This window comes from Limnohabitans sp. T6-5, assembly GCF_003063315.1.
In the GTDB taxonomy this organism is placed as follows: Bacteria; Pseudomonadota; Gammaproteobacteria; order Burkholderiales; family Burkholderiaceae_C; genus Limnohabitans_A.
Genome location: NZ_NERV01000002.1, coordinates 571494 through 595077 on the forward strand (window position 1 = coordinate 571494; position 23584 = coordinate 595077).

Genomic DNA, 23584 nt, shown 5'->3' on the forward strand with positions numbered 1-23584 from the left:
CGTTCACTTCGGGCTTGACGCAGGGCCAGCTTCATCTCAGGTGTGCAGCAAAAATCACGCATATTCGGCCTCCCATTGGCTGATGATGCGGTGCAACTGCGCCACGCCATCGGTCAACGCCGCTGGGCCCGGTTGCAGGATGTCGGCCGACTTGATCTCAAACAACTGCCCGTTGCGCACTGCTGGCACGTCTTGCCAGCCAGGACGGGCCGCCACTTTTTCAGGTCGGAATTTTTTGCCGCACCACGAGCCAATGATGATGTCCGGCGCACGGTCAATGATGGTCTGCGCGTCGGCAATGATGCGGTCCTTGCCCAGCGATTGCACGGCCAGCTCAGGAAAAATATCGTCTCCACCGGCGATGCCGATGAGTTCAGACACCCAGCGGATGCCGCTGATGTGCGGCTCGTCCCATTCTTCAAAAAACACTTTGGGGCGTCGCTTGAAGCTCGCCGCCTTGTGCGCGATGGCCTCCAACTCAGCGCGCATGGCAGACAGCTTGACCAGTCCCTGATCGGACTCGCCCACCATGGCTGCGACCTGATACAGCATCGAGAAAATCTCGTCGACGCTGCGCTGATTGAAGATGGTGACCTGCACACCGGCCTTGATGAGCAAAGACGCAATGTCGGCCTGCAGGTCAGAAAATCCAAAAACACAATCGGGCTTGAGCGCCAGGATCTTGTCGATCTTGGCGCTCAAAAAAGCACTGACCTTGGGCTTTTCCTCCCGGGCCCGGCGCGGACGCACCGTGTAGCCCGAGATGCCCACAATGCGCTGCTCTTGCCCCAGCAGGTACAACCACTCGGTGGCCTCTTCGGTCAGGCACACGATGCGTTGGGGGGCAAGGGCAGCAGGGGTCATCACTTGGGACTGTATTGCAAGGTGGCAAACAAGCCGCGGCCTGGGGTGTTGTAACCATAGGCCAGCTGGTACTGCTTGTCGAAAGCGTTTTCCAGACGCAAGCGAGCCGTCCAGTTCTCGTCAATCTTGCGGCTGGCGTAGAAAGACCACAGGGTGTAACCGACCAAAGTGTGTGAACCATCCGGACGCTCACCAGAAGCATACAGTCTGGCACCCGCGTCATAAAGGCCAAAGGTGCGAGAGATATCGAGGGAACCATAATTCTTGGCCCTGCGGTCCATCGGCTTTTGGCTCACTTCATTGAAGGGATCCTGAGTTACCGCAGAAGCCTTGATGGTGTAAGCACGCCACTGTGAGCGCAAGGTGGCCTCAAAACCCCGGTTGCTCACACGGCCCACCGACTCGTAGGTGTAATCCGAACCCTGCAGCGGTTTGTAAACAATGGCATCAGAGGTGCGGGTGTCAAAGTAAACGACACGGGCCAGCAAGCTGTCGACCGCATAGCTTGTGCCGATTTCTGAACTTTGGTGTGTTTCAGGTTTGAGTTGTGGGTTCTTGGAGACCTCCGATGCGGTCGGAGCCCTGAAACCGTTGGACACCGTTCCCGTCACAGACCATGCGGGCGTGATGGCATAACCCAAGCCCAGTAGGCCAGTATCTGCACCAGATCGATTGCTGCCTGTTGGCGAACCCGGCTCATGGTTATCAACCTTCACATCATCATGGCGCACATTAACCTGAGCCGTGAATGCGCCCAACTTTTGAGTCACCCCAGCAAAAATCCCGGTGGCATTGCGCTGCATTTCGTAAGCATTTCCACGATCGACTTTAAAGTTATCGCTCGAGACATCGGCACCAAAACTCACAGCAGTATCGGTGCCTGCTTGCCATGTATTGAACCAACGCACAAGATTTTGTCGACCTTCAAACAGTCCATAAGAACTCAAACGCTGGCCGTTTTCGATGTCTTCATAGGTCAGAGATGAAGTAGAAATATCCACTTGACTGATCCAGTCGGAAGAGAAAGCTTGACGCCAGAACATCCCGAGGGTGTTGTTGCGTTTTTTGAACTGTTGGGTATCCAGCGGCGAAGTGGCCCATGTATTGTCTGTGTCTGCCGTTGATCGGCCACCTTGCAAGCGGATACCCAACGTGGCATCGGGGCTCAGCATCTTTACAACACGCGCAGACATGAACTCACCACTGTGGCCATCTCGGTCTGGGTTCGCCGCAGGCTGTTGTTGGGTGTTGATCGCCGAAAAACCATCGGTATTCTTGATGCCCGCCTGCACATTGAAGCGGTAATCTTCCAACTTGCCACCGTACCCGACTGAAGCATCGAGGCTGTTGCGTGAACCATAAGACATGGAGCCATACGCCGCAGGGGTCCCTTTGCCATTGCGGGTGGTGATGCTGATCACGCCGCCGATGGCCGCATCGCCATACAAAGCGCTGGCATTGCCACGCAACAACTCAATGCGTTCAATTTGGGACAAAGGCACATCCAGCACCTGCAGTGACCCCAGCGAATCCACTTGTGAGCGAACGCCATCGATCAGCACAACAGCATTGATGCTGTTTTGACCCCTCAAGAAGAAAGACGTTGTGGTCCCGGGGCCACCATTGCGACCAAATTCAAAACCAGCTTCGCCTTGCAACAAATCAGCGAGTGTCGGAGATTGGGATTTTTCGATTTCCTGACGCGTGATCACAGAAACGGAAGTCAGTGCCTGCGAAAGCGGTTGCTCGATGCGCGCACCCGTGATGACCACCGGATTGATTTCAATGGTTTGTGCCTGTAGGGACGCGCCCAAAGACAAAACGTAAAGAGCAGGCACCACAGAGCGTGCACAAATAGAACGATTTTTCATGAAAAACTAACAAGTCAAAGCGCCCTCACCGCCTTCCCCGACAGTGCATGGGCTTCACAACCTGTCTTGCGACAGGTCACCTTGTTGGCCGGTATCCGGGCTGACAGAGCGACCTTCATCACCTTCCCAGACACCTGTTTCAGGGCGACCAGTGGTTTGAGATGAAAGCGGAGTCTTTGTTTGTTGCAAAGACCCGTCTGCTTACCGTTGCGGGGGCAGCGCAGGTTAGGTGGGCCGTGGTGGCTTTTCCCTCCTGCTTCCCGTTGAACTGCGGGCCGTGAACCGGCTTCGCGAGCACCAACTGGCTTGTATTCTATGGGGCAAACTGTCTGCAAGCCTACACAGACCCGTACACGACCTACAATCAGGTTCTCACTTTCACCGTTTGCCATGGCCCATTCCGACACCATCGATCAGATCGCCGAGCGTGTGGATCACCTGCTGCTGCGCCACGAAGAGCTGCAACGAACCAACGCTTTGTTGTCGCAGCAAGTTCAAGCGCTCACGCAAGAGCGCGACCAGCTCAAATCCCGTTTGGCGGCAGCCAGAGCACGCGTCGATGCGCTGATTGAACGCTTGCCGACATCCAGCGCATCGGCCTCTTCAGAGACATCCTCATGACTACCCAGCAATTAGAGGTCCAGATCATGGGCCAAAGTTACATCCTGGGTTGCCCACCGGACGGCGAAGAACGTCTGTTGGCTGCCGTTCACAAAGTGGATGCCGCCATGTGCAAAATCCGCGATGCGGGCAAGATCAAGGCCCGCGACAGGATTGCTGTGCTGGCTGCTCTGAACCTGGCTTTTGATCAAGCGGAACTGGCCGCCAGCATTCAACCCACCAGCGCACCTGTTGCCGATCTGCCCCAGCCATCGCAAGAACGTTTGACAAAGTTGCTGGCGCGTCTGGATCAAATCATTGAGCGTGATGGCCAGTTGATTTGACGCTTGCAACAGCGGGCCAAGAATACATGGACAAAGCGCCTACAATGGCTCGGTCTGCGGTGCATGCCGGGCTTTATATTTCCTTGAACCAATGCTCTTAGAGCCCGGGCTTGGTACATTGGCTGGTGAGCGTGATCATCTCGCGTCAGATGAACCCAACGCCAGTCTGCCCTCGCCCACCTGAACCCCGGTTCAGGATGCCGGTCCGGTGGCACTCGCAGACACCTTATTTACTTTCACCCCTTCATCATGATCATCGAACCCGTGCTCTTGGGCCAATTGGCTGTTCTTGGCTTGTGCACCGGCTTTCTGGCTGGCTTGCTCGGCATTGGCGGGGGCATGATCATGGTGCCGTTCCTGACCTGGATGCTGGGCCAGCGTGGCGTGAGCCCGGACTTGGCCGTCAAGATGGCTATTGCCACCTCCATGGCCACCATCATTTTCACATCGGTATCCAGCGTGCGAGCACACCACAAGAAAAATGCTGTTCGTTGGGACTTGGTGAAGGGTCTGGCGCCGGGCATCGTGATGGGCAGCCTGATCGGCAGTTTGGGTATTTTTGCTGTCGTCAAAGGCACTTCATTGGCTTTGTTCTTTGCGGCATTTGTGAGCTTTTCTGCAACACAAATGTTTCTGGACAAGAAACCTGCGCCCACACGTCAGATGCCTGGTTTTGCAGGTCAATTGGGTGCAGGGGGATTCATCGGCTTGCTATCAGGACTGGTCGGTGCCGGTGGTGGTTTCATCAGCGTGCCCTTCATGACCTGGTGCAACGTGGCCATTCACAATGCGGTGGCCACAAGCGCTGCATTAGGCTTTCCGATTGCGTTGGCCAATGTGGCAGGCTATATCGCCAGCGGACAAACCGTCCAGAATTTGCCCGAATACTCTTTTGGCTATCTGTGGTTACCAGCCCTGGTGGTCATTGCGCTTTGCAGCGTGACCATGGCTCCAGTCGGCGCCAGCACAGCCCACAAACTTCCTGTCAAACAGCTCAAACGCGTGTTTGCAAGTATTTTGTATGTGCTGGCTGCTTACATGCTCTTTAAAGGTCTGAGCGGCTGAGCTCTTTTGCGCATTCGCTCATTGAAGCTGGATGCTGCCTGAGACATTGACCACCACGCGTGACTGGCCAGCTTGTGCAGGAATAGGCATGGGAGATGTGTCTGCAGCTTCCATCTGCATGGATGCCATGCGCAGCTTGGGTTCCCCCAAATTTTCCTGATCGGTCACGCGCACTTCTCGAAGGCTGTAGCCGGTAAAACCAAAATTGCGGGCCAGTGCACTGGCGCGTGACTGGAACTGCATCACAGCTTCACCCTGAATGCGGCTTTCAGTCTGACGTCTGAGTTCAGGGCTGACTTCCCATTGCACTTGGCTCACGACCATTCCTTGGAGGCGTCCCGACACGCCTGTGATGCGATCAATGTCCCGCCCCTGCAAAACCAATTCAGCCCTCCCCATCCAGCCATTGGTTTTGCCATCGCGCCCATAACGGGGGGAAATTGACAATTGACCCGTGCTGACATCCAGCAACCCCGGCTGAGCCGAAGCTTGTGCCAAGGCCAATGCGGATGCCAGCTGAGTCTTGACTTGATTTTGCACCATGGTGGCATCAGTGCCTTCTTTTTGCACGGCCATGATCATGACCAACCAATCCTGGGTCACCTGAGCAAAGGCTGAGGCACTCAAATGAACAATTTGGGATGGCGCAGCCTGCAAAGTTGGAGGGACCTTGATGTACGGGCTTTGCGCTTGAGCCACCACACTGGTCAAGGCAAAAATGAGTGCCCCCGACAAACTGTTGAAATTTCTCATATGGACCTCGTCATAACCAGATTGTTCATTGTCTGAGTACACGATGGGCGCCGAGCCTTTCCGGGCGAGTGCTTGGTATCAGGGTGTAACGCACCAAGGTGCCTGGTCATTAAACAAGCCCATCCACAAAGCCCAAACAGACACGCCAGCCAAAGCCAATCCCGCAAGGCGCATGCCCCACGCGCCATCCCCCAAAGACTGCATGCGCAAAAACAGCCATGGCCCAGCCCACAGACTGAGGCTGCTGCCCAATGCAAACAAGCCCATGGTCAAGGCCCCATCCAGAGGGTGACTGGTCAATGCAGCCACCATCAGGGCTGAATAGAGCAACCCACAGGGCATCAATGCCCACAGCCCCCCCACAATCCAGGGTGCAAAACGTCCCCAGCGCGCATTGAAAGCCTTGACCTTGGCCCACAATTTTCTGGCGGCGCCATCCAGCCAAACGGGTTGACGTGCTTGCACCATGAGCAGCATCCCCAAGGTCAAAGCCGCAAGATGCAACAATGTCCAAACGGGACGAATGGCGGCAGATTGGGTGGTGAGCCAGCCCAAGCCCTGCACGCTGGCGGCTGCCAAAGCGCCGAGCAAGGAGTAGCCGACAATGCGCCCCATCTGAAACATCAACAAGGCCTGCCCACGCTGCTCGCCAGCCGCCTGCCCAAAACCTGCGCAAGCCGCGCCACACATGGCCACGCAATGGGGACCACCCAGCAGCCCCATCATCAAAGCGGTCAGTGCCAAAGAACTTTGCATTGCTTTTCCGTATTCAATCCAGCATAGCCGAACCCGACCATGCACCCTCTACTGGCGCACAATCGTGTGCTCAGATGATTTTTGAAAAACGTGAGCGATTGCGGTCGGCTTGTACATAACGGTCAAACACCATGGCCACACCACGCACAAAGAACCAGCCCATCGCAGTCACTTGAATACCCGCATCGTTCAATTGCACCAAGCCTTGCGACTCCATGTCCTGCAGTTGCTTCAGCTCGTGAGCAAAGTAGGCCTTGAAATCAACCAGCCAAGCCAGATTAATCGATTCAAACTGCAACTGCCCCTGACACATCAACGCCATGATCACCGCACGGCGAATCAGGTCATCACGCGTCAAGGCCAGCCCCCGCACAACAGGCAAATGGCCTTGATCGAGCAAGTCGCAATACTCTTCCAGGGTCTTGGCGTTTTGACTGTAGGTCGCGCCAATACGGCCAATCGATGAAACCCCCAGAGCGATCAGATCGCAATCAGCTTGCGTGCTGTACCCCTGGAAATTGCGATGCAAACGGCCCTGCCGCTTGGCCACCGCCAAAGCATCTGTGGGCAAAGCAAAGTGGTCCATGCCGACATACACGTAACCAGCGTCGATGAATGCATCCATGGAGCGGGCCAGCATGGCCACCTTGGCACCTCCAGAGGGCAATTCAGCGGCATGGATGCGCCGCTGAGGCTTGAAGCGCTCGGGTAAATGGGCATAGGCGTAAAGCGCAATGCGGTCTGGACGCAGCTCATTGACCTGCAGCAAGGTTCTGTCAAATGATTCCGGGGTCTGCAAAGGCAAGCCATAAATCAGATCCACATTGACGGACTCAAAGCCCAGTCGCCGAGCCGCCGCCACCAATGTAAAAACCTGCTCAGCAGGTTGAATGCGATGGATGGCTTTTTGGACAGCTGAATCAAAATCCTGGACACCGAAACTCAAGCGGTTAAAACCCAGTTCAGCCAGAGCAGCCAAACGGTTTTCGTCCACAGTACGTGGATCGACTTCGACCGAATATTCGCCTCCCGGCACAAATTCAAAATGACGATGGAGCATCGCCATCAATTCGCGCAGTTCATCGTCACTCAAAAAAGTCGGTGTACCGCCACCCAAATGCAATTGACTGACCGACTGCCCCACCCCCAAATGAGCTGTGTGCAACTCAACTTCACGGGTCAGGTAACGCAGATAGGTTTCGGCCCGATCTTTGTGCTTGGTGATGATTTTGTTGCAAGCACAGTAATAGCAAAGCGACTCACAAAACGGGATGTGCACATACAGCGACAACGGCAAATTGTTGCCCACCACACCCGCTCTGCGTTGATCCAGTGCTTGCAAATAGTCGACCTCACCAAAAGCTTCCACAAATCGATCGGCCGTCGGATAGGAGGTGTAGCGCGGTCCCGGCACATCGAAACGAGTCAACAAATCAGGCGTGATAAGGGACATAGGGCCAGCTCTTTAACAAAATGATCTTCAAAATGAACTATTTAATGTGCCCGCAAGTTCATTGACAAGTTTTGACACAAGTCAATCCAGCTAATTGTTTGATGTGGCTTTGACTGTTTCAGGGTATACCCTCAAGACCAAGGCACTTTTCGTATTAAGCTCAAGACTTGATCCAAGGCAAATAAAATCGTCTAGAACGAGGTAAACCATGAATCCGCAAGCCATCAAAGTCGCCTGCTCCAACTGCAATTTGCGTGAGCTGTGTATGCCCTTGGGCCTGAATGAACATGACCTCAATCGACTGGACGATCTGGTGGCCGTTCGACGAAAGATCAAACGCGGGAGCACTTTGTTCACCAATGGGGAAAAATTCACGTCCTTGTATGCCATTCGCACAGGCTTTTTCAAGACTTGTCTGGCGACTGAAGATGGACGTGACCAGGTCACGGGCTTTCAGATGGCTGGCGAAATTATTGGCCTCGATGGCATCGTGAACGACCAGCACACCTGTGATGCCGTGGCCCTGGAAGATGCCGAAGTCTGCGTCATGCCTTTCGACCGCATTGAGGAGCTTTCGCGTGAAGTCACCGCTTTGCAAACCCATGTCCACAAAATCATGAGCCGTGAAATTGTGCGTGAACACGGTGTGATGTTGCTGCTGGGCAGCATGCGGGCAGAGGAACGACTAGCCGCCTTTTTACTGAATCTGGTGCAACGTTTGCACGCACGGGGATTTTCCCAATCCGAATTGGTCTTGCGCATGACCCGTGAAGAAATTGGCAGCTATTTGGGCCTGAAGCTGGAAACTGTGAGCCGAACTTTTTCCAAATTCGTGGAGGAAGACATTGTGGAAGTCAAACAGCGCCATGTGCGTATCTTGAGCACCGAAGGTCTACAACGCTTGGTCAACAACCCTGCACACTGCCACTGAAAACTGTTCATTTCACCAACAAGAAGAGGGGCATGGCACCCCTCTTCTTGTTTCCAACCCCCTCAACAGCGACCTTCAGCACGATGACAATCCTTGGGCCGCTCATCCGAAGGAACGGGTCAACGGTTGACCTCAAAGGATGACATGGACAACAAAGCCGTCAAGCCACTGGACGCCATGGTCAAAACCCAAAAAGCAAAAAATGCCAAGGTGTACACGCCCTGCCGAGATAAAGCCAGCGGTTGACCAAACCAATGAAGATCCGCTGGATCCACCAGACCAAACACCAAAATCTCGAGGAGCCCTGCCACTAAAAAAGCAGGCCAGGCAATCCACATCATTCGTTGAGCAAACATTTCTTGTCTCCTTGGATGGCCTGTAGGCCTATTTTTTGGACTCTTTGACAGGCAACTCACCCGTTGCCGCATGGTTTCTGGCTTGCACGGCGGGCGCCAGCGTATTGCCGCCTGCCACGTCTGATGCTTCGACGTGTGTGGACAACACGGGATCTTGACCATGCGCTGCCAGATAAAAAGTCACGAAGCTGGCAATGACCACCAGCAACGGCCCGGCAATGACCAACCACACATACCCATAAGACCACCAGCGGCGAGTGGTCATGGTTTTCACAGATTTTTCAGACATGAGGCGCCTTATGAACATATCAGCGAGGAACCAGGAAAACAGATTTTTCCTTCAATTCGCTGACCGATTGTCCGCTGTCGTCAGCCGACTTGATATGAAATTCAATTGGGTGTGAGCCAGGCTGCGCCACATCGTAGGGCAGCTGCAAACGCACAGATATCCAGCGCGACTCGGTGGAGGCTACCGTAACATTCGATTCGGTTGCCAACTCCAGTCCGTGCAAACCTTCCACTTCAAGATGGAAACTCAGAGCTTTCTCTGCCGCATTCATGATTTGCAAGCGATACACGTTTTCAATCTTGCCGCCCGATACGATGCGGGCCAATGAAGCACGATCACGCACCACGTCCACCTTGAAAGGTTTGCGCAATCCCAGACTGGTCATCAAAGCCATCACCACCACCGCCAGAATACCCATGTAGAGCAGCACGCGAGGCCGGAAGACATGGCGCCAAGTTTGCTCCTTCGTCCAGTGGTTCTTCATGGCGTTTTCGGTTGAGTATTTGACCAAGCCGCGCGGATAACCCACCTTGTCCATGACGGTGTCACACACATCAGCACAGGCGCCACAACCAATGCATTCGTATTGCAAGCCTTTGCGGATATCGATGCCCGTCGGGCAGACCTGCACACACAAAGTGCAATCGACACAAGCGCCCAAACCCAGTGTGGCGGGATCGGCCTTTTTGGAACGTGCACCACGCGGTTCCCCACGTTCGGCATCGTAGGTCACGATCAAGGTGTCTTTGTCAAACATGGCGCTCTGGAAGCGCGCATAGGGGCACATGTACTTGCAGACTTGCTCGCGCATGAAACCAGCATTGCCATAGGTGGCAAAGCCATAGAAGAAGACCCAGAAAATTTCCCATGAGCCCATGTTGCCCAGGAAAAACTCCATGCCCAGCTCTTTGATGGGGGTGAAATAACCCACAAAGGTGAATCCTGTCCAGATTGACAAACCCAGCCAAATGATGTGCTTGTAAGTTTTCTTAACCAGCTTTTCGAGCGACATTTTTTCGCCATCAAGCCGGATGCGGGCACTGCGCTCACCTTCGACCTTGCGTTCCACCCACATGAAAATTTCACTGTACACAGTTTGCGGACAGGCATAACCGCACCACAAACGACCGGCAACGGCAGTGAACAAGAACAGTGAAAAAGCCGAGATCACCAGGATCGCAGTCAAGTAAATGAAGTCCTGCGGATACAGAACAAAACCAAAAATGTAAAAACGGCGCGCCCCCAAATCAAAAAGCACCGCCTGACGCTGACCCCATTCAATCCAGGGCAAGCCATAAAAAACCAGTTGTGTGATGAACACCATCATCCAGCGCCATTTGGCAAAAATGCCTTGCACGCTGCGTGGGTAAATCTTTTGTGTCGCTGCATACAGCGAAACCATCTGCACCTCATCCTCAGAATTGGATGCATCGTTCACAGGAACGATGGGAACAATTTTTCGAGGAAGATTTTCTTGCGAGTCCAAAACATGTACCTTCAAAAAACAAGACACCCAATGGGGTGTCTTGATTCAATTCACAACTTACTTGGCTTGTGCAGGCTTGTTGGACAAGCCCCACACATAAGAGGCCAACACATGGATCTGGCCTTCCGTCAACTTGGAGGCCTGTGCAGGCATTTGATTGACCTTACCGTTGTTGATCATGTTGACGATGGCGTTTTCACCCCACCCATGCAACCAGATGTCATCGGTCAGGTTGGGCGCGCCCAAAGCCTGGTTGCCTTTGCCATCCATGCCGTGACAGGCGGCACAAGCACCGAACTTAGATTTACCCAACGATGCACGCAGTGAATCATGAGGGCTGCCCGACAGGCTGAGCACATAGTGGGCCACATTGCGCACATCTTCAGGCGTGCCCACAGCAGCAGCCATGGGAGGCATGTTGCCCATGCGACCCTGCACCAAGGTTTCCTTGATTTTCTCGGGCGATCCGCCATGCAACCAATCTGAATCGGTCAGGTTGGGAAAGCCTTTGCTGCCGCGTGCGTCCGAGCCGTGGCACTGGGCGCAATTGTTCATGAACAAGCGGTCACCAATGGCCATGGCCTGAGGGTCTTTGGACACTTCTTCGGCAGACATGCCTGCGAACTTGGCGTACAAAGGCGCCACTTCGGCATTGGCTTTGGCCACTTCAGCGTCGTACTGACCGGCAGAGGTCCAGCCGAACTTGCCAGCGTTGTGACCAGCGCCGGGGTACATGGCCAAATACACAAAAGCAAAAATGATGGTGATGATGAACAAGCCCACCCACCAGCGAGGCAAGGGGTTGTTCATTTCACGCAGATCACCGTCCCAAACGTGCCCGGTGGTGTTGTCGTTGGCCGTCATGGCTTTGGCCTTACCGCTGAACCAAAGCAGGATCAGGCAGGCAATGATGCTGACAAGCGAAATGCCGGCCACATACAAGTGCCAGAAATTGCTGATGAAGTCACTCATTTCGATTCCTTTAATTTTTTATGTGCTGAGGACGATTCAGTCATCCTGACGAAACGGCAGTTGCGCCGCTTCGTCAAAGTTGGCCTGGTTACGGCGTGACATGGCCCACCAGATGATGCCCATGAAGATGGCAAAGGTGAGCACGGTCACAATGGAGCGCAGGATATTGATGTCCATGGCTTTCTCCGTTCACTTGCGGTGGATGCCCATACCTTGCAGGTAGGCGATCACAGCATCCAGTTCGGTTTTACCCTTGACGTCTTCCGTTGCCTTGGCAATTTCCTCGTCGCTGTAAGGCGCGCCCAAAGTGCGCAGACCTTTCATGTGGGCAGGCAAGCTGGCACCATCCACAGCGTTCTTTTCAAGCCAGGCATACGCAGGCATGTTCGACTCGGGCACCACATCGCGTGGGTTGTTCAAGTGAATGCGGTGCCATTCGTCGCTGTAACGACCGCCCACACGCGCCAAGTCAGGACCTGTGCGCTTGGAGCCCCACTGGAAGGGGTGGTCGTACACGAACTCGCCAGCCACGGAGTAAGGGCCGTAGCGCAGCGTTTCAGCACGGAATGGACGGATCATCTGTGAGTGGCAGTTGTAGCAACCTTCACGCACATACACATCACGACCGGCCACTTGCAGCGCGGTGTAGGGCTTGAGGCCTTCCACAGGCTGGGTGGTCGACTTCTGGAAGAACAGCGGCACGATTTCAACCATGCCACCGAACAGCAACACGATGAGGATCAACACGATCATCAAGAAGTTGCTGGTTTCGATTTTCTCGTGGGACATACCGCCCGATTTTTGGTTTTCAGCCATGTTTTATTTCTCCTCAGGCGTGAGCTGTCAAGCTAGGAATCTGAACTTCAACCGAGCGACCTTGTGTGGCCGTCTTGATCGTGTTCCACAGCATGATCACCATGCCGCCCAGGTACAACAAACCACCCAGCAAACGCAACACATAGAACGGGAAGGTGGCTTTGACCGACTCAACGAAGGTGTAGGTCAAGGTGCCGTCGGCGTTGATGGCGCGCCACATCAGACCCTGCATCACACCGGCAATCCACATCGCAGCGATGTAAATCACGATGCCGATGGTGGCCGTCCAGAAGTGAATTTCAATCGCTTTGACGCTGTACATCTTTTTCTGGCCGAACAGGCGGGGAATCAGGTAGTACATCGAACCCATGGTCACCAGACCCACCCAACCCAAGGCACCCGAATGCACGTGGCCCACGGTCCAGTCTGTGTAGTGGCTCAAAGCGTTCACGGTCTTGATGGACATCATCGGGCCTTCGAAGGTCGACATGCCGTAGAAAGACAGGGACACGATCAGGAAACGCAAGATCGGATCGTCACGCAGTTTGTGCCAAGCGCCTGACAAGGTCATGATGCCGTTGATCATGCCGCCCCAGCTGGGTGCCAAAAGGATCAATGAGAAGACCATGCCGATCGACTGGGTCCAGTCAGGCAAAGCGGTGTAGTGCAGGTGGTGAGGACCGGCCCACATGTAAGTGAAGATCAGGGCCCAGAAGTGAACGATCGACAGGCGATACGAGTACACAGGGCGCTCGGCTTGCTTGGGGATGAAGTAATACATCATGCCCAGGAAGCCTGCGGTCAAGAAGAAGCCCACCGCGTTGTGGCCATACCACCACTGCACCATGGCGTCCTGCACACCGGCGTAGGCCGAGTAGGACTTGAACGTACCCACGGGCAACGCAGCGCTGTTGACCAGGTGCAGCAAAGCCACGGCGATGATGAACGCGCCAAAGAACCAGTTGGCCACATAGATGTGACGGACCTTGCGCGTGCCCACAGTGCCAAAGAACACCACAGCAAACGCCACCCAGACCAGCGTGATCAGGATGTCAATGGGCCATTCGAGTTCGGCATATTCTTTGCCTTGGGTGTAGCCCAGTGGCAAGGAAATGGCGGCCAACAAGATGACCAATTGCCAACCCCAAAAGGTGAAAGCGGCCAGTTTGTCGTTGAACAAACGGACATTGCAAGTGCGCTGCACCACGTAATAAGCCGCTGCGAACAAGCCGCAACCGCCAAACGCAAAAATTACCGCATTGGTGTGCAGCGGTCGCAAGCGGCCATAACTGAGCCATGGAATGCCCAGATTCAACTCGGGCCAGGTCAGCTGGGCCGCGATGATCACGCCAACCAGCATGCCCACCACACCCCAAACCACCGTCATGATGGCGAACTGCCTTACAACGGTGTCGTTGTAAGAAGTCGCCTGCATATTGGCAAATTTCATTTTCACCTCTTCTTTTTTAAAAACTTCATGGCAAGTTTGCCCCGGTATACACCTGGACCTCTTGATCAAAATCAATCGTTTCGCAAAATACGCTCGCCTTCAGCCTCAATATCCTCAAATTGACCTCTGTGAATCGCCCACCACAAGCCAGCAAGGATGAAAAAGACCAACCCAACCGACAAGGGAATCAACAAATACAGGATGTCCATTGGAAATGACTCAATCTTTTAAAGTAACCGCGCCCAGATCCTGTGCCAGGCGCAAAGCATTGAGCACCACCAGCAAGGAACTCAAAGCCATGCCCAAGCCAGCGGCCCAGGCTGGCAAGTAACCCAATAAGGCCAAAGGAATGCAGGCAGCGTTGTAGAGTGCTGCCCAAATGAGGTTTTGCTTGACAATGCGCAGCGTCTGACGACTGCGCAAGAGAGTGGGCACCAAAACGGTCAATTGCCCTCCCATCAACACGAAATCGGCCTTCGATTGCGCGAGAGGCACCGCTTGCCCCAAAGCAAAAGATACATCAGCCCCAGCCAGGACCGGGCCATCATTCAAGCCATCACCCACCATGGCAACGAGGTGGCCTTGAGCCTGCAATGTTTGCACTGCATGCAATTTGTCTTGAGGGCTGCAAGCGCCCTGCCCTTGACCTATACCGACCATACTCGCCACCGGATCCACCGCGCTTTGGGCATCGCCAGACAACACCCGAACATGCAAGCCCAACTGCTGCAATTGCTTAACCACCTGCGCAGCTTCAGGGCGCACCTCTTCAACCAGTTCAAAGGTGGCCAGCCAACCGTCGGCATCTGCCAGGCTGACCTTCAAATGATGCCCACCAAAGGCTGGCGCAACACAAAACACTGCAGAGCCTAAACGCAAAGTCAGGTTCACATGACTTGATAGGGGCAAGACGCCGCTTACCCCTGCTCCCGGCAACTCGGAAACGTCTTGCGCCGTCATGGCTTCAAGTGCAGGCAATTGCCCGATGACTTCCGCTTGGCGGCGCGCCTCAGACCACAAAGCGCGTGACACCGGGTGCAAGGAATGGCGAGCCAGGGTCGAAGCCCATTGCAGGGCCTGCGCGCCGGTCACCCCCTCGCGGGTATGGATCTCGGACACTTCAAAAGTATCCAGAGTCAAGGTGCCGGTTTTGTCAAAAATCACCGTGTCGATTGCCGCCAGATTCTGCAAAGCTTCCAGACGGCGCACCAGCACGCCACTGCGAGCCAACGCGCCCGCAGCAGCCAGCATGGCTGCGGGAGTAGCCAATGACAATGCGCAAGGGCAAGTCACGATCAGCACAGCAACTGCCACCATCAAGGCATGCGCCGGGCCTGACGACCACCCATAAATGGCAGAACCCAAAGAGGCCAGCAACACGGTCAGCAAAAAAGGCTTGGCCCAACGATCCACAAGCAGGGCCATGGAAGGCTTGGACACTGACGCACTTTCCATCAAGGCCACTATTTGGGCATAGCGGGTGGCCGCGCCCACTTGCTCAATGCGCACCTCAATCGTGCCGCTCAGATTGTGGCTGCCTGCTATCACACGGTCCCCTGGCGCTCGGCTCAAAGGGCGAGACTCGCCCGTCAACAAGGCCTCATCCACCTGTGTCTGCCCGGCCACAACCAGCCCATCACCAGCCAAAGCCTCACCAGGAAACACTTCGATCACATCGCCAACGGCCAAACGGCGTATCGACAACACCTCCCACTGGCCATCGGGCATGCGCTTGCGAACACTGTCAGGCAGGCGATTGAGCACGGCCTCCAAAGCGCCCGCTGTGCGGTCACGCAAACGAAGCTCCAGCCAACGTCCCAAGAGCAAGAAAAACACAAACATGGTCAAGGAGTCGAAATACACCTCCGCACCGAAAGGCCCCTGCGGCTCAAAGGTGCCCAGGCTGCTGACCACAAAGGTCACCGCCATGCCCAGGGCCACGGGCAAATCCATGCTGACTTGACGCTGACGCAAATCTCGCCAGGCACTGCGCAAGAAAGGCGTGCAAGAAAAAAACACCACAGGCAAAGACAACACCCAGGAAGCCCAACGCAGCAAATGCAGCATGTCGGGCGTGATGTCGCCGGGCTCTGACACGTAGGCCGGCGTGGCATACATCATCACTTGCATCATGCACAGTGCAGCCACCGCCAAACGCCACACCATTCGCCGCGCTTCCTGCCTGCGACGCTCGTGTGCATGCGCATCATTGGCCGGTATCGCCTTGTAACCCAAACGCTCGACCGATTGCATCCATTCGGATGGGCGCGTCTGGTCAGGGGACCAAACAATCCGCCCCCGATGGCTTGCCGCACTGATTTGTACAGACTCCACCCCTGGCACGGTGCGCAAGGCATCTTCCAGCGTGATGGCACAAGCAGCGCAATGCATTCCCTCGAACACCACGCTGGAACTCCAACACCCGGGTTGCGCCTTTTCGGGCAAGCTGAAAGCCGCCCACTCTTGCGGGTCATCCAGCAACTTCAGACGCTGCGTATCCGCCACTTCAGGCGCGGCCATCGGCTTGGCAACGAGCGACAAAGCGGAGGGCGTCAAAACATTGACATGAGTCATGCCCTGACGATACGCCAAAGCCCTGACACAAAGCTTGACATGTATCAAGCACAAACCTGCCTGTGGGTTTTAAGCTGAAGTTTTCAACCTGATCAGGAGCATCTTTATGTACGAACGCATCCTTGTGGCCACCGATGGCTCCACCCTGTCTAAAAAAGCCGTCGCCAGTGCGATTCAACTTGCCGCCACATGCGGCGCCGAACTGGTGGCCGTGAAAATCGTACCCCGCTATCCTCAGGCCTACTTCGAAGGCAGCATTCCCTTGTCTGCGGCCGAAGTCTCTCGCATTGAAAAGCAATGGACAGATGCCGCCCAAGCCAATCTGAACCTTGTCCAAAAGTCTGCCACCGCCAAAGGTGTCACCATTAAAACGGTGACTGTGAAATCAGATGTGGTCTCGGACGCCATCATTGCAACAGCCAAAAAACAAAAAGCAGACTTGATTGTGATGGCCTCACACGGGCGCAAAGGCATCAAGCGGCTGCTGCTGGGCAGCGAGACCCAACAAGTGCTGACACATTCGCATATTCCGGTGTTGGTATTGCGCTGAGCGGCGCCAACATGCGCATGGGGCACGCCAGATATATTGAAGAGTTAGCGTCGCTTCAATACTAAAATAGTATTACCTGAAAAATAGGAGTACTTGCGTGCTTGCTGTCCAATTTCGACAAACATTTGGCGCCCTGCTGTCTGCTTTATGGCGTCTGATTCATCCCATCTTGCTGATTGGCTCCATTGCATTCGCCATCAGTCCTTCGTTGTCTGCACAAGAACTGGTCATTGAAAGCTGGCGAAAAGACGACCAAATATTCTGGGATCGGGTCATCATTCCTGCATTTCAGCGCAAACACCCCGGAATCCGTCTGAAATTTGCACCCGAAGAAGCCCTGCTTTATGACGGTCGACTGTACTCCCGCCTCTCCACCCGCGTTGCCGGTGATGTGGTTTTTTGTCGCCCCTTTGACGGTGGCTTGCGATTGAACGACAAGGGCTTCCTGCAGGCATTGACCGAGAAACAGCTGGAAAATTTCAGCCCCGATTCCCGTCGTGCTTGGACAACAGACGATGGTAAAACAACGTATTGCTTACCCGTAGCCTATGTCATCCACGGAATTTTCTACAACAAACAAATCTTCCGTCAGCTTCAAATCGAACCGCCTCAGACCGTGAACGAATTCATGGACAGGTTGAAAAAAGTAGCGGCCGCCGGTCAAGCAACCCCACTGGCTTTGGGTACGGCCGATATGTGGGAGTCCACACAGGTGATATTTACCGGCATGGGTCCTAATTTCTGGGGTGGCGAAAAAGCGCGGCAGGGACTACTGAATGGCAACAAGAAATTCACCGATCCTGAATTCATCAAAGTCTGGCGCATGATGAGCCAATTCAAACCTTATATGCATCCCAAGCAAAACGAGATGTCCAACAGTGACATGCAGGTTTTGTTTGCGACCGGCAATGCGGCCATTTATCCCACGGGCTCCTGGGACATCGACTTTTTGCGCAGCACCAGTTTTGCCTATAAAAAGCAAATCGACATGGGCGTGTTCAAACCCCCTGTCGAAAACAAGAACCAGCGATGCCACTTGTCAGTGCACCCCGATTTCGGTATTGGCATCAACAAAAACACCCGGCACCCAGAAGCTGCAAAACAGTTCCTGGACTGGTTGGCCTCGCCTGAATTTGCCCAGCTCATGACAGATACCTTGAGCGGATTCTTCTCGCTGTCCAAGCACCATGTCGCGGTCAATGACCCTTTGGGCCAAGAGATGATGAACTGGCGCAAAGAATGTGATGACACCATCCGCATCAATGCGGAAAGACTCAACCGCGTCTGGCCCTCCATGGAGGAAGAGCTCTGGTATGCCAACGTCAAAGTGATCAACCAGGAAATGACGCCCGAGCAAGCCGGGCAGTACATCCAGCGCATTCAAGAAAAAAACGCTTACCTGAAATGATCCCGTAGCAGCCTCGGCGCCCATGTTTGGCGCTGCAAGTGACGCAAAAAAGACCGCTTATGCGGTCTTTTTTTCATGGCTCAGTGCCAATCGTGGCGTCAGGAAAACAAGCCCTTGTGCTCATCACGCAACAGGTTTTTTTGCACCTTGCCCATGGTGTTGCGCGGCAGCTCGGCCACCACAAAACAGCGCTTGGGAATCTTGAAATTCGCCAGCTTGGCTTTCAAATCAGCCACGATGGCTTCCGGCTTCAAAGATGCGCCCGGTTTGGCAATGACAACCGCCACGCCCACCTCGCCAAAATCAGGGTGCGGCACACCGATGACAGCGCTTTCGGCCACGCCGGGCATCTCATTGATGTAACCCTCGATTTCTGCGGGGTAAACGTTGTAGCCGCCGCTGATGATCAGGTCCTTGCTTCGGCCCACGATGGTCACGTAGCCCCGCTCATCGACCTTGCCCACATCCCCGGTTTTGAAAAAGCCGTCGGCGGTGAACTCTTCGGCAGTTTTTTCAGGCATGCGCCAATAGCCTTTGAACACATTCGGCCCCTTGACCTGGATGCCCCCAATCTCGCCCACAGGCAAGTCCTGCCCCTCGTCACCGTGCACGCGCAAAGACACACCGGGCAAAGGAAAGCCCACCGTACCACCGCGACGCTCTGTCTGATTGCCGTACCGTGCATCGGCCGAGTAGGGATTGGAGGTCAGCATGGCCGTCTCACTCATGCCATAGCGTTCCAATATGGTGTGCCCCGTGCGCGCTTGCCATTCGGTGAAAGTCTCAATCAGCAAGGGGGCAGAACCTGCAATGAACAGGCGCATGTGCTTGACCGTCTCCTTGTTCAAGGTGGGCTCGGCCAGCATGCGCACATACAGCGTAGGCACGCCCATGAAGACGGTGGCACGGCTCATGTGGGCAATGGCGCGCTTGGGGTCGAATTTGGCCATCCAGATCATCTTGCTGCCGTTGATCAAGGCGCCATGGATGGCCACAAACAGCCCATGCACATGGAAGATGGGTAAGGCGTGGATCAGCACATCACCACGACCTTCAGGCCCTCCGATAGCCGTCCAACCCCAGTAATCCTTGAGAGTGAGTGCGTTGCTCAGCATGTTGCCATGTGTGAGCATCGCGCCCTTGCTGCGGCCGGTGGTGCCACTGGTGTACAAAATGGCGGCCAGGTCATCGGCCTGACGCGCCACCGCCTGGTGCTGGTCGCTGTGCTGCGCGGCTCGGTCGAGCAAACTGCCAGTCCGGTCATCGTTCAGGGTGAACACATGTTGTGTGCCCGACTTGAAAGCGATCTTGCTGACCCAACCAAAGTTGGCACCACTGCACACCACCACAGCCGGTTCGGCATTGCCAATGAAGTACGCGATCTCGGCACTTTGGTAAGCCGTGTTCAGCGGCAAAAACACATAACCCGCCCTCAGTGTGGCCAGGTACAGCACCATGGCCTCGACCGATTTTTCGACCTGCACGGCCACGCGGCTGCCCTCGGGCAAGTTCAGCGAATGCAGCAAATTGGCCATCATGGCCGTGGCCCTGTCCAGGTCATGCCAGGAGTAGCGCAGACCTTCATCGGTCTCGACCGCCGTGGCCTGCATGTCGGAGGGGAAAGCTGCCCGCAGGGCAGAAAACAGGTTGTGAGAACTCATGTGAAGTATCGCAGTGACAAAAGTAAAGGCCCGATCTCAGGCCCGCTTGAAAACCCCAAAAGCATCAGTCAAGCTTGGCGCCCGAGGCCTTGACCACCTGGGACCACTTGGTCAACTCTTTCTTAATGAACGCATCAAATTGCGCACCCGTCAGATTGGGGAAGTCGGCCCCCTGCCCGGCCCAAACGGCCTTGGCGTCATCGGCCTGACAAGCACGGCGCACCTCTTCCACCATGCGGGCCTGCGCATCAGTCGGCGTGCCTTTGGGTGCCCAAATGCCGTACCAGGTAGACACGGTGTAATCGGGCAAACCCAACTCGGTGGAGCAAGGCACATCCGGAAAAGCCGCGTTGCGCTTGTTGCCCGAGACCATCATGGCCTTGATGCGACCGCTCTTGATGTGGGTCGCCGATGAGCCCAGTCCATCAAACATCATGTCCACATTACCGGCCATGAGGTCCTGCAAGGCAGGACCAGCCCCCCGGTAGGGAATGTGGGTGATGAAGGTTTTGGTTTGAAGCTTGAACAATTCCCCGGCCAAATGGTGCGAGGTGCCGCCACCCGCCGAGCCATAGTTGAACTGGCCCGGATTCTTTTTGAGCATGTCCAAAAAGGCCTTGAAATCGGCATTCTGGAATTTCTTGGGGTTGACCACGAGAACCTGAGGCACATTGGCCACCAGGATCAAAGGCACCAGATCGCGCTCCAGGTCGTAATCGAGTTTGCTGTACATGAAAGGCGCAATCGTGTGATGCACCGCGCCCATGAAAAAGTTGTAGCCATCGGGCGCAGATTTGGCTGCCACGTTGGCGCCTAAAGTGCCACCCGCCCCACCTTTGTTGTCGATGATGAGCTGCTTGCCCGTCAATTTTGAAAACTGTGCCGACAAAGGGCGCGCAAAAGCATCGGTGCCACCGCCCGCAGGAAAGGGCACGATCAAGGTCACAGGCTTGCCTGGCCATGTGGATTGGGCCCATGAAGGCGCAGCGGAGGCGGCACCAGCCGCCATGGCCCATTTGAGCCAATCGCGTCGATCAACGGATGTGTGGATGTTTTTCATGATGGTGTGTCTCCTGGGTAGTTTTTGTTAACGATCTTCGGTGGGTGTCACAGATACAGGCTGTCCACATCGCTGGACACGGGCACCTTGCCGGCCGCCAGCATTTGACGGTGCTTGTCAATTTTGCGCAAATCATAGAGGTAATTGACCATCAGGCCCCACGATTGCTTGAGTCCTTTGGCAGACAGGTCAGCGCTCCAATGGACCTGTTCCACCCGAGCGCCATTGCCCAAATGAAACCGTGCCACGGGATCGGTTGGGCGGCCATCCATCTGCTCCTTGCCCAGGTATTGGGCAGCGCAGGCCAGCAACCATTGACGCAGAACCGAACGCTGGTTCAGTGTGATCACATTGTCCAAGGCCGACAGCACATGTTCTGCCGTAGGTGGCTCAAAGCCCACAGCACGCCCCAGCGACGACTGCATTTTTTCGGGCGTTTGCGCGAGCATGCGGTCGGCATTTTTGGTGAGCCAGGCACGAAAACCCGGGATGGGCGACAAGGTGGCAAAAGTCTTGAGCTTTGGGAAATCCGCACGCAAGGTTTCGACCACACGCTTGATCAGGGAGTCGCCAAAGCTCACGCCCTTCAAGCCCGTTTGCGTGTTGCTGATGGAATAAAAAATCGCGGTCGTGGCCTTGGCCAGATCGACGGCCGCCGCCGATTCGTCCAGCAAGGGCGTGATGCTGGATGCGATGTCGTTCATGAACGCCACTTCGACAAAAATCAAAGGTTCATCGGGCAGACTGGGGTGAAAAAATCCGTAACAACGGCGGTCCGAATCAAGGCGGTTTTTCACATCGCCCCAGCTCTTGATGTCATGCACCGCTTCGTATTTGATGAGCTTTTCAACCAGGCTGGCAGGGGAATCCCAGCTGATGCGGCGCAGCTCAAGAAAGGCCACATCAAACCAGGTGGTGAACAGGTTCTCCAGCTCCGCCTCCAGCGCCCAAACCCGTTTGTTGCCCTTGAGCACCGGCAGCAATTGCGCCCGCAAATCCACCAGAAAGCGCATGCCTTCGGGAAACACTGCAAAGCGCTGAAGCAAGCGGGTGCGCGGCGAAATCAAGGCTTTGCGCAAACGAATTTCGGCCACCCCTTCGTCGGGTGTTCCTACTGCGGCTTCATAGTGTTCACGGGCAGCTTTGACCTTGCTGGCGTCGGGTGCAAATTGTTCGCTCATCAGCAACCAGCAGTCTTGCCGCTCTTGCGGGGTGGCCCGGCTGTACCACTGGGCCAAGGCCTTGGCGCGGCGACCGCCTTCCACCTCGCTCACACTGGGGTCCACAATCGCTTGCAGCTCGGCCAGCGTGCGGCGCAAGACACGGGGCGACAAAGCCTCTTCTTTTTGGCGCAAGGTCGCGTTCAAGCGTTCCCGAGAAGACCGCGCCGTGGGTTCGGGTTTGTCCTGGCTGCCTGCCCTGACCGGTTTCACGGCCAGCGCCACGCCTTCCGCTGACAATTTGCCCGCAGGCAACCATGCGGCCACTTTGCGGCCAATCCATTCAGAGGTGTTCATATTGGACTTTGCGCTTGGATAAGGCCCTGGTCATTCAGAACCCGGGGCTTTTGCTGTTTGGCCCAGGTGCGCAGGGCTTCGCGTTGGTGCAACAAATGGTCACGCATGGCTTGCTCCGCCGCCTCTGGCTGACGCAATTTCAAAGCGGCAAAGATGGCCAAATGCTCGGCCAGGGACTGGTCAAGTCTGCCTGGCGCATTGAGCTGCTGCAAACGGGCCAGTTTCAGGATTTTTCGCAAATCAGCGATGGTCTGCGCCAGCCATTTATTACCCGCCATGGCAATGATGGCCTCGTGAATCACATGGTTGGTGGCGTAGTAATCGGGAATGCGCCCTGCATCGGCATGAGCTTGCAATTGCGCATGCAAGGACTCCATGGCCAGCAGATCATCGTCACTGGCATGCATGGCCGCTTCATGCGCGCAGCGCCCTTCGAGCAAAGCCATCACCGGGAAAATTTCATCCAGATCCTGCTCGGTCACCGCATTCACGAAGCAGCCGCGCCGTGGCTCATGCCGCACCAACCCTTCTGCACTGAGCACCTTGAGGGCTTCGCGCAAAGGCGTGCGAGAGATGGACCACGCATCGCACAGACCGACTTCGTCCACCAAAGACCCGGGCGCCAATTCACCACTGAAAATCAGGTCGCGCAGCTTGTTTGCGACTTGGTCATGCAATGAATTGAGCGGTTGGGCCATGAAACTCGGGGCGGTAATTTTGTGTAATTACGCATAATTATGATCAAAAGACCGCAGAAAAAACAGGCCTGCGGGCCTTCAAAAGCTCAGTAATAACCCGAAATGAACGA

The 23584-nt window shown here is 55.3% G+C and carries 24 protein-coding genes and 1 riboswitch; of the genes, 6 read left to right on the forward strand and 18 right to left on the reverse strand.

Translation table 11 applies throughout. The annotated features are described in order from the left end of the window. Positions 1–54 precede the first annotated feature (54 nt). Together B9Z51_RS08275 and B9Z51_RS08280 are read right to left on the reverse strand one after the other, a co-directional pair. Positions 55–864 (reverse strand): ABC transporter substrate-binding protein, encoded by an 810-nt coding sequence (locus B9Z51_RS08275; protein ID WP_108373583.1) that lies wholly within the window; start codon positions 862–864, stop codon positions 55–57. Then, a complete protein-coding gene (locus B9Z51_RS08280) occupies positions 864–2735 on the reverse strand; it encodes a TonB-dependent receptor domain-containing protein (protein WP_108373585.1) in 1872 nt (623 codons plus the stop codon). Before B9Z51_RS08280 ends, B9Z51_RS08275 begins: the two co-directional genes overlap by 1 nt. Before the next feature lie 68 nt (positions 2736–2803). Then, positions 2804–3052: riboswitch (cobalamin riboswitch) on the reverse strand. A gap of 73 nt (positions 3053–3125) precedes the next feature. On the opposite strand from B9Z51_RS08280, the gene B9Z51_RS08285 reads away from it, so the two are divergent. The 3 genes from B9Z51_RS08285 to B9Z51_RS08295 all read left to right on the forward strand — a co-directional run bounded on the left by B9Z51_RS08285 (position 3126) and on the right by B9Z51_RS08295 (position 4744). After that, the gene (locus B9Z51_RS08285; RefSeq protein ID WP_108373587.1) at positions 3126–3356 is read left to right on the forward strand and encodes a DUF904 domain-containing protein; all 231 of its coding nucleotides are present in this window, start codon (positions 3126–3128) and stop codon (positions 3354–3356) included. Beyond that, the gene (locus B9Z51_RS08290; RefSeq protein WP_108373589.1) at positions 3353–3679 is read left to right on the forward strand and encodes a cell division protein ZapA; all 327 of its coding nucleotides are present in this window, start codon (positions 3353–3355) and stop codon (positions 3677–3679) included. Before B9Z51_RS08285 ends, B9Z51_RS08290 begins: the two co-directional genes overlap by 4 nt. Before the next feature lie 249 nt (positions 3680–3928). Continuing rightward, positions 3929–4744: a sulfite exporter TauE/SafE family protein gene (locus B9Z51_RS08295; RefSeq protein ID WP_108373591.1), complete on the forward strand. Its 816-nt coding sequence runs from the start codon at positions 3929–3931 to the stop codon at positions 4742–4744. 18 nt (positions 4745–4762) lie between these two features. Here the strand turns inward: B9Z51_RS08295 and B9Z51_RS08300 are convergent, their stop codons facing one another. The 3 genes from B9Z51_RS08300 to hemN all read right to left on the reverse strand — a co-directional run bounded on the left by B9Z51_RS08300 (position 4763) and on the right by hemN (position 7706). Then, positions 4763–5497, reverse strand: a complete 735-nt coding sequence (locus B9Z51_RS08300; protein ID WP_108373593.1) for an SIMPL domain-containing protein — start codon at positions 5495–5497, stop codon at positions 4763–4765. 78 nt (positions 5498–5575) lie between these two features. After that, complete coding sequence (locus B9Z51_RS08305; protein ID WP_108373595.1) at positions 5576–6253, reverse strand: sulfite exporter TauE/SafE family protein; 678 nt, start codon at positions 6251–6253, stop codon at positions 5576–5578. Positions 6254–6323: 70 nt separating this feature from the next. Beyond that, complete coding sequence (hemN, locus tag B9Z51_RS08310) at positions 6324–7706, reverse strand: oxygen-independent coproporphyrinogen III oxidase (protein WP_108373597.1); 1383 nt, start codon at positions 7704–7706, stop codon at positions 6324–6326. 208 nt (positions 7707–7914) lie between these two features. Here hemN and fnr point away from each other — a divergent pair, with 208 nt between their 5' ends. Next, positions 7915–8637: a fumarate/nitrate reduction transcriptional regulator Fnr gene (fnr, locus tag B9Z51_RS08315; RefSeq protein WP_108373599.1), complete on the forward strand. Its 723-nt coding sequence runs from the start codon at positions 7915–7917 to the stop codon at positions 8635–8637. A gap of 119 nt (positions 8638–8756) precedes the next feature. Here the strand turns inward: fnr and B9Z51_RS08320 are convergent, their stop codons facing one another. The 9 genes from B9Z51_RS08320 to B9Z51_RS08360 form a co-directional block, all read right to left on the reverse strand. Next, a complete protein-coding gene (locus B9Z51_RS08320; RefSeq protein ID WP_108373600.1) occupies positions 8757–8993 on the reverse strand; it encodes a hypothetical protein in 237 nt (78 codons plus the stop codon). A gap of 28 nt (positions 8994–9021) precedes the next feature. Continuing rightward, positions 9022–9282, reverse strand: a complete 261-nt coding sequence (locus B9Z51_RS08325) for a nitrogen fixation protein FixH (RefSeq protein ID WP_108373602.1) — start codon at positions 9280–9282, stop codon at positions 9022–9024. A gap of 19 nt (positions 9283–9301) precedes the next feature. After that, positions 9302–10768, reverse strand: a complete 1467-nt coding sequence (gene ccoG, locus B9Z51_RS08330) for a cytochrome c oxidase accessory protein CcoG (protein WP_108373604.1) — start codon at positions 10766–10768, stop codon at positions 9302–9304. Positions 10769–10825: 57 nt separating this feature from the next. Beyond that, positions 10826–11740, reverse strand: a complete 915-nt coding sequence (gene ccoP, locus B9Z51_RS08335) for a cytochrome-c oxidase, cbb3-type subunit III (RefSeq protein WP_108373606.1) — start codon at positions 11738–11740, stop codon at positions 10826–10828. 36 nt (positions 11741–11776) lie between these two features. After that, complete coding sequence (locus tag B9Z51_RS08340) at positions 11777–11917, reverse strand: cbb3-type cytochrome c oxidase subunit 3 (RefSeq protein ID WP_108373608.1); 141 nt, start codon at positions 11915–11917, stop codon at positions 11777–11779. 12 nt (positions 11918–11929) lie between these two features. Further along, positions 11930–12556, reverse strand: a complete 627-nt coding sequence (gene ccoO, locus B9Z51_RS08345; RefSeq protein WP_108373609.1) for a cytochrome-c oxidase, cbb3-type subunit II — start codon at positions 12554–12556, stop codon at positions 11930–11932. Positions 12557–12569: 13 nt separating this feature from the next. Then, positions 12570–14006, reverse strand: a complete 1437-nt coding sequence (ccoN, locus tag B9Z51_RS08350; protein ID WP_108373611.1) for a cytochrome-c oxidase, cbb3-type subunit I — start codon at positions 14004–14006, stop codon at positions 12570–12572. Between the two features lie 71 nt (positions 14007–14077). After that, entirely contained in the window at positions 14078–14215 is a 138-nt protein-coding gene (gene ccoS / locus B9Z51_RS08355) for a cbb3-type cytochrome oxidase assembly protein CcoS (RefSeq protein WP_089960903.1), read from the reverse strand. Between the two features lie 10 nt (positions 14216–14225). Continuing rightward, complete coding sequence (locus B9Z51_RS08360) at positions 14226–16580, reverse strand: heavy metal translocating P-type ATPase (protein ID WP_369958817.1); 2355 nt, start codon at positions 16578–16580, stop codon at positions 14226–14228. A 106-nt stretch (positions 16581–16686) separates the two neighbouring features. On the opposite strand from B9Z51_RS08360, the gene B9Z51_RS08365 reads away from it, so the two are divergent. Together B9Z51_RS08365 and B9Z51_RS08370 are read left to right on the forward strand one after the other, a co-directional pair. Next, the gene (locus tag B9Z51_RS08365; protein ID WP_108373612.1) at positions 16687–17130 is read left to right on the forward strand and encodes a universal stress protein; all 444 of its coding nucleotides are present in this window, start codon (positions 16687–16689) and stop codon (positions 17128–17130) included. Between the two features lie 97 nt (positions 17131–17227). Beyond that, positions 17228–18538, forward strand: a complete 1311-nt coding sequence (locus B9Z51_RS08370) for an ABC transporter substrate-binding protein (RefSeq protein WP_158272851.1) — start codon at positions 17228–17230, stop codon at positions 18536–18538. A 98-nt stretch (positions 18539–18636) separates the two neighbouring features. Here B9Z51_RS08370 and B9Z51_RS08375 read toward each other — a convergent pair whose 3' ends face one another. The 4 genes from B9Z51_RS08375 to B9Z51_RS08390 all read right to left on the reverse strand — a co-directional run bounded on the left by B9Z51_RS08375 (position 18637) and on the right by B9Z51_RS08390 (position 23474). Then, the gene (locus B9Z51_RS08375; protein WP_108373616.1) at positions 18637–20199 is read right to left on the reverse strand and encodes a malonyl-CoA synthase; all 1563 of its coding nucleotides are present in this window, start codon (positions 20197–20199) and stop codon (positions 18637–18639) included. A gap of 64 nt (positions 20200–20263) precedes the next feature. After that, a complete protein-coding gene (locus tag B9Z51_RS08380) occupies positions 20264–21259 on the reverse strand; it encodes a tripartite tricarboxylate transporter substrate binding protein (RefSeq protein ID WP_108373618.1) in 996 nt (331 codons plus the stop codon). A gap of 47 nt (positions 21260–21306) precedes the next feature. Beyond that, entirely contained in the window at positions 21307–22776 is a 1470-nt protein-coding gene (locus tag B9Z51_RS08385; protein ID WP_108373620.1) for a malonyl-CoA decarboxylase, read from the reverse strand. Next, the gene (locus tag B9Z51_RS08390) at positions 22773–23474 is read right to left on the reverse strand and encodes a GntR family transcriptional regulator (RefSeq protein ID WP_108373622.1); all 702 of its coding nucleotides are present in this window, start codon (positions 23472–23474) and stop codon (positions 22773–22775) included. The genes B9Z51_RS08385 and B9Z51_RS08390 overlap by 4 nt, the downstream gene beginning before the upstream one ends. Positions 23475–23584: the final 110 nt, after the last annotated feature.

What these genes read in the sequence shown, in the direction of transcription:
- B9Z51_RS08275 (WP_108373583.1), bottom strand. Translation starts at nt 864, where the DNA reads ATGACCCCTGCTGCCCTTGCCCCCCAACGCATCGTGTGCCTGACCGAA.
- B9Z51_RS08280 (WP_108373585.1), bottom strand. Translation starts at nt 2,735, where the DNA reads ATGAAAAATCGTTCTATTTGTGCACGCTCTGTGGTGCCTGCTCTTTAC.
- B9Z51_RS08285 (WP_108373587.1), top strand. Translation starts at nt 3,126, where the DNA reads ATGGCCCATTCCGACACCATCGATCAGATCGCCGAGCGTGTGGATCAC.
- B9Z51_RS08290 (WP_108373589.1), top strand. Translation starts at nt 3,353, where the DNA reads ATGACTACCCAGCAATTAGAGGTCCAGATCATGGGCCAAAGTTACATC.
- B9Z51_RS08295 (WP_108373591.1), top strand. Translation starts at nt 3,929, where the DNA reads ATGATCATCGAACCCGTGCTCTTGGGCCAATTGGCTGTTCTTGGCTTG.
- B9Z51_RS08300 (WP_108373593.1), bottom strand. Translation starts at nt 5,497, where the DNA reads ATGAGAAATTTCAACAGTTTGTCGGGGGCACTCATTTTTGCCTTGACC.
- B9Z51_RS08305 (WP_108373595.1), bottom strand. Translation starts at nt 6,253, where the DNA reads ATGCAAAGTTCTTTGGCACTGACCGCTTTGATGATGGGGCTGCTGGGT.
- hemN (WP_108373597.1), bottom strand. Translation starts at nt 7,706, where the DNA reads ATGTCCCTTATCACGCCTGATTTGTTGACTCGTTTCGATGTGCCGGGA.
- fnr (WP_108373599.1), top strand. Translation starts at nt 7,915, where the DNA reads ATGAATCCGCAAGCCATCAAAGTCGCCTGCTCCAACTGCAATTTGCGT.
- B9Z51_RS08320 (WP_108373600.1), bottom strand. Translation starts at nt 8,993, where the DNA reads ATGTTTGCTCAACGAATGATGTGGATTGCCTGGCCTGCTTTTTTAGTG.
- B9Z51_RS08325 (WP_108373602.1), bottom strand. Translation starts at nt 9,282, where the DNA reads ATGTCTGAAAAATCTGTGAAAACCATGACCACTCGCCGCTGGTGGTCT.
- ccoP (WP_108373606.1), bottom strand. Translation starts at nt 11,740, where the DNA reads ATGAGTGACTTCATCAGCAATTTCTGGCACTTGTATGTGGCCGGCATT.
- B9Z51_RS08340 (WP_108373608.1), bottom strand. Translation starts at nt 11,917, where the DNA reads ATGGACATCAATATCCTGCGCTCCATTGTGACCGTGCTCACCTTTGCC.
- ccoO (WP_108373609.1), bottom strand. Translation starts at nt 12,556, where the DNA reads ATGGCTGAAAACCAAAAATCGGGCGGTATGTCCCACGAGAAAATCGAA.
- ccoN (WP_108373611.1), bottom strand. Translation starts at nt 14,006, where the DNA reads ATGAAATTTGCCAATATGCAGGCGACTTCTTACAACGACACCGTTGTA.
- ccoS (WP_089960903.1), bottom strand. Translation starts at nt 14,215, where the DNA reads ATGGACATCCTGTATTTGTTGATTCCCTTGTCGGTTGGGTTGGTCTTT.
- B9Z51_RS08360 (WP_369958817.1), bottom strand. Translation starts at nt 16,580, where the DNA reads ATGACTCATGTCAATGTTTTGACGCCCTCCGCTTTGTCGCTCGTTGCC.
- B9Z51_RS08365 (WP_108373612.1), top strand. Translation starts at nt 16,687, where the DNA reads ATGTACGAACGCATCCTTGTGGCCACCGATGGCTCCACCCTGTCTAAA.
- B9Z51_RS08375 (WP_108373616.1), bottom strand. Translation starts at nt 20,199, where the DNA reads ATGAGTTCTCACAACCTGTTTTCTGCCCTGCGGGCAGCTTTCCCCTCC.
- B9Z51_RS08380 (WP_108373618.1), bottom strand. Translation starts at nt 21,259, where the DNA reads ATGAAAAACATCCACACATCCGTTGATCGACGCGATTGGCTCAAATGG.
- B9Z51_RS08385 (WP_108373620.1), bottom strand. Translation starts at nt 22,776, where the DNA reads ATGAACACCTCTGAATGGATTGGCCGCAAAGTGGCCGCATGGTTGCCT.
- B9Z51_RS08390 (WP_108373622.1), bottom strand. Translation starts at nt 23,474, where the DNA reads ATGGCCCAACCGCTCAATTCATTGCATGACCAAGTCGCAAACAAGCTG.